Source organism: Candidatus Symbiopectobacterium sp., assembly GCF_020054415.1.
Taxonomy (GTDB): Bacteria; Pseudomonadota; Gammaproteobacteria; order Enterobacterales; family Enterobacteriaceae; genus Symbiopectobacterium.
In genome coordinates this window covers 1-4497 of sequence record NZ_JAHWCO010000518.1, presented here as the reverse complement: position 1 = coordinate 4497, position 4497 = coordinate 1, and the positions used below count along the sequence as shown (strand labels likewise).

The 4497-nt window shown below is 50.6% G+C and carries 3 protein-coding genes and 1 pseudogene; 2 read left to right on the top strand and 2 right to left on the bottom strand.

Features of this window, described 5'->3' with window-relative positions:
• The first annotated feature begins 663 nt into the window (after nt 1–663).
• Both dnaK and dnaJ read left to right on the top strand, forming a co-directional pair.
• Nucleotides 664–2583, top strand: a complete 1920-nt coding sequence (dnaK, locus tag QZ506_RS15050) for a molecular chaperone DnaK (protein WP_291972128.1) — start codon at nt 664–666, stop codon at nt 2581–2583.
• Nucleotides 2584–2691: 108 nt separating this feature from the next.
• Nucleotides 2692–3825 carry a molecular chaperone DnaJ gene (dnaJ, locus tag QZ506_RS15045; protein ID WP_291972126.1) on the top strand — a complete coding sequence of 378 codons (1134 nt, stop codon included), beginning with the start codon at nt 2692–2694 and terminating at the stop codon, nt 3823–3825.
• A gap of 324 nt (nt 3826–4149) precedes the next feature.
• Here the strand turns inward: dnaJ and QZ506_RS15040 are convergent, their stop codons facing one another.
• Both QZ506_RS15040 and QZ506_RS15035 read right to left on the bottom strand, forming a co-directional pair.
• A complete protein-coding gene (locus QZ506_RS15040) occupies nt 4150–4281 on the bottom strand; it encodes a hypothetical protein (protein WP_291972124.1) in 132 nt (43 codons plus the stop codon).
• Nucleotides 4281–4497: pseudogene (locus QZ506_RS15035) on the bottom strand (IS1 family transposase); the annotation flags it as partial. The gene QZ506_RS15040 and the pseudogene QZ506_RS15035, both read right to left, overlap by 1 nt.

Here is a 4497-nt window from a genome sequence, read left to right as displayed (position 1 = left end):
CAACGCTGATCTTTTTCAGCAGGCGATCAAACTGGTTGATATCGTCAGGGGTTTTGAGATTTTTGGCCAGCTCGTTAGCCAGAGCCTGTAACTGTTTTTCGTCCATAAAGTAACCTGCTTTTGATGTTGGATTGAACATATCAAAATCAGGCAATTACACAATCTCGTGTACAGTCTGATATGCCGCGTTCTGTCGGTGTTTCCTGATCTCTGGCGAGCTGTCCTTGCTCGTCGTCCCGATAGACCTTTGCTATTTAACTGTGAAAGCTCTGTAACAGTAAAAACAACGCAACGGTGAAATTTTCTAAAAAAATTTTAATTGCGGCGCGGCATAATAGCGGGACGATTGCACGGATACAACAAGGTGCAAGAGGAATAGTTTGATCATAAAGGGGATCGCCTGCATTTTTTTTTCGCTCCCCCCCTTGAGGAGTAAATTGTTGTCCCCATCTTATTTCCAACCGAAACGGTTTGACCTCTTGTAACGGGATGTGCTGGGAAGCATGAGTTTGCCTGGAACATCAAAGAACACCGTGTGGATGAGGAGACCTCGTGAGGGCAAAAATTGAATAATTGCACTTTGTTGAGTTGAAAATCCCCTTTTCGCCCGCATGGTAAGTTGAACGGCCACACCGAATACGACTTTTTAGTGGAGATGTTTAGATGGGTAAGATTATTGGTATCGACCTGGGTACAACCAACTCTTGTGTAGCGATTATGGAGGGTACGCAGGTTAAAGTACTGGAAAACAGCGAGGGCGATCGCACCACGCCTTCTATTATTGCTTATACGCAAGATGGTGAAATTCTGGTTGGCCAGCCCGCTAAACGTCAGGCTGTGACTAACCCGAAAAACACCCTGTTTGCTATCAAGCGTCTGATTGGCCGTCGCTTCAAAGATGAAGAAGTGCAGCGTGATACCAACATCATGCCGTACAACATCGTTGCAGCAGATAACGGTGACGCTTGGTTGGAAGTGAAAGACCAGAAAATGGCACCGCCGCAGATCTCTGCTGAGGTGCTGAAAAAAATGAAGAAAACGGCAGAAGACTACCTCGGTGAAACTATCACTGAAGCGGTTATCACCGTTCCGGCGTATTTTAACGATGCGCAACGTCAGGCAACCAAAGATGCAGGCCGCATCGCGGGCCTGGAAGTGAAACGTATCATCAATGAACCGACAGCGGCTGCGCTGGCGTACGGTCTTGACAAAGAAGTGGGTAACCGCACCATTGCGGTTTACGACCTGGGCGGCGGTACGTTTGATATTTCCATCATCGAAATCGATGAAGTTGACGGCGAAAAAACCTTTGAAGTACTGGCAACCAATGGTGATACCCACTTGGGTGGCGAAGACTTCGACAGCCGTATGATCAACCATCTGGTTGACGAGTTTAAGAAAGAGCAAGGTTTTGACCTGCGCAACGATCCGTTGGCGATGCAGCGCCTGAAAGAAGCAGCAGAAAAAGCGAAAATTGAGCTTTCCTCTGCGCAACAGACCGACGTTAACCTGCCGTACATCACGGCGGATGCTACTGGTCCGAAACACCTGAACATCAAAGTGACTCGCGCCAAGTTGGAGTCGCTGGTAGAAGAGCTGGTGACCCGTTCACTGGAGCCGCTAAAAGTCGCATTGCAGGATGCCGGGCTGTCCGTTTCTGACGTGCAGGACGTGATTCTGGTGGGTGGTCAAACCCGTATGCCGATGGTACAGAAGAAAGTGGCTGACTTCTTTTGCAAAGAGCCGCGCAAAGACGTTAACCCGGATGAAGCGGTGGCGATCGGTGCTGCGGTGCAGGGCGGCGTGTTAGCCGGTGACGTTAAAGACGTGCTGCTGCTGGACGTTACCCCGCTGTCACTGGGTATCGAAACCATGGGTGGCGTAATGACGCCGCTGATTACCAAGAACACCACCATACCGACCAAACACAGCCAGGTGTTCTCTACGGCGGAAGATAACCAGTCCGCAGTAACCATCCATGTGTTGCAGGGTGAACGTAAACGTGCACACGACAACAAATCGTTGGGTCAGTTTAACCTGGACGGTATTCAGAACGCACCGCGCGGTATGCCGCAGATCGAAGTGACTTTTGACATCGACGCTGACGGTATCCTGCACGTTTCTGCCAAAGACAAAAACAGCGGCCGCGAGCAGAACATCACCATCAAAGCATCTTCTGGCTTGAATGAAGATGAAATCCAGAAGATGGTGCGCGATGCAGAAGCGAATGCGGAAGCTGACCGTAAGTTTGAAGAGCTGGTACAGGCGCGTAATCAGGGCGATCACCTGCTTCACAGCACCCGTAAACAGCTGGAAGAGTCTGGCGACAAGCTGGCCACTAACGATAAAACCGCGATTGAAGATGCCCTGAAGGCGCTGGAAGGCGTATTGAAATGCGAAGATAAAGCGGAGATCGAAGCGAAGATCCAAACGTTGATCGAAGCGTCTGCCAAACTGCTGGAAGCATCGCAACAGCAGGCACAAGCGGGTGCAGGCAGCAATGCAGATGATGCAGATGATGCAGCGCGTGAAGAAGACGACGTTGTGGACGCTGAATTTGAAGAAGTGAAAGACAAAAAATAATCGCCCTTAGGCGGGCGCAACAACGGTGATAAGCCGTTGCTGGCAAACTAGGCACGGGCGTCGAGGAAACTCTGCGCCCGTGCACGCATGTTGAGGGCAGGAAAAAACATGGCGAAGCAAGATTATTACGAAGCGCTAGGCGTTGCCAAAGACGCCGATGAGCGGGAGATCAAAAAAGCCTACAAGCGCCTGGCGATGAAGTTTCACCCGGACCGTAGCCCCGGTGATAAAGACTCTGAAGCAAAATTCAAAGAGATCAAAGAAGCTTATGAAATTCTGACGGATGCGCAGAAACGGGCGGCTTACGATCAATTCGGCCACGCGGCGTTTGAGCAAGGCGGTATGGGCGGTGGTGGGGCTGGCGGTTTCGGCGGCGCAGATTTTGGCGATATCTTTGGCGACGTATTCGGCGATATTTTCGGCGGTGGACGTCGTCAACGTGCCAGCCGCGGTGCCGATTTACGCTATAACATGGAGTTGACGCTGGAAGAAGCGGTTCGTGGCGTCGCCAAAGAGATCCGCATTCCGACGCTTGAAGAGTGCGACTCCTGTCATGGCAGCGGTGCAAAACCGGGCGGCTCGCCGGTAACCTGCCCAACCTGCCATGGCAATGGCAAGGTGCAGATGCGTCAAGGGTTCTTTACCGTTCAGCAAACCTGTCCGCACTGTCATGGACGTGGCAAGATCATTAAAGATCCTTGCAACAAGTGTCATGGTCATGGTCGCGTTGAAACCAGCAAAACCCTGTCGGTGAAAATCCCTGCGGGCGTGGATACGGGCGATCGTATTCGCTTGTCCGGTGAAGGTGAGGCCGGGGAGCACGGTGCACCTGCGGGCGATCTGTACGTTCAGGTGCAGGTAAAACCGCATCCTATCTTCCAGCGCGAAGAGAACAATCTCTATTGCGAAGTTCCCATCAACTTTGCGATGGCAGCCATGGGCGGTGAGATTGAAGTGCCGACGTTAGATGGCCGCGTGAAATTGAAGGTGCCTGCGGAAACGCAAACCGGAAAATTGTTCCGCATGCGCGGCAAAGGTGTAAAATCGGTACGCGGCGGTGCACAGGGAGATCTGCTGTGCCGCGTGGTGGTTGAAACGCCGGTTAATCTTCATGAGCGCCAGAAGCAACTGCTGAAGGAGCTGGAAGAGAGTTTCGGTGGACCTTCGGGAGAGAGAAATAGCCCTCGCTCTAAAAGCTTCTTTGATGGTGTGAAGAAGTTTTTCGATGACCTGACCCGCTAACGTTGCTTGTTCAGACAAAAAACCGGTGATGTATCACCGGTTTTTTATGCCCACCGTTTCCATCAATATGGCCCTCATTGATTAAATCCATATCCCCATGCTTTCTAATGACTTATTTGAACCGATCTCATTGGATTTTATAGGGAAATAATTAGGGATAAAAATGAAACTGGGAAAGATCGTGTTATTTTCGGCATTAGTGGCCTGCTATGCAAATGTTCAGGCTGCCGGATTCAACTGCTCGCTCGAAAACCTCAATGAAACCGAAAAAACAATATGCAGTACGCCTGCGCTGAGTGGCATCGACTCCATTGCGAATCGGCTTTACACGATTGCAATAGATAATAGCGTGGCTAAAGGCTCTCTGATGAGGGAGCAACGCGAATGGTTGGCACGAAGAAATGCGTGTGGCACTGACGTTGACTGGGTCGTGTATTCAATGAGTTGATGTAGCATCAAACGTAGTACTCGCGTTCGATGTAAGTACCGATGATCCCCTATCGTGCATTTCGGATGATTTTGAATATTCGAGCGTCTTGCGATTGAGCCGTTACAATCGGTTACGCAGTGTCAGATGTGCACGCTCAATACGCTGTGTATACAGCTTGCTAACAATGTGTTTTACTTTTGGAAGTTCGTCGTTGTAAGCCCTGTAGCCATCCGTGTTTGCAT

Excerpts from the sequence above, each read along its gene's own strand:
- dnaK (WP_291972128.1), top strand. The coding sequence starts at position 664 with ATGGGTAAGATTATTGGTATCGACCTGGGTACAACCAACTCTTGTGTA.
- dnaJ (WP_291972126.1), top strand. The coding sequence starts at position 2,692 with ATGGCGAAGCAAGATTATTACGAAGCGCTAGGCGTTGCCAAAGACGCC.
- QZ506_RS15040 (WP_291972124.1), bottom strand. The coding sequence starts at position 4,281 with ATGCTACATCAACTCATTGAATACACGACCCAGTCAACGTCAGTGCCA.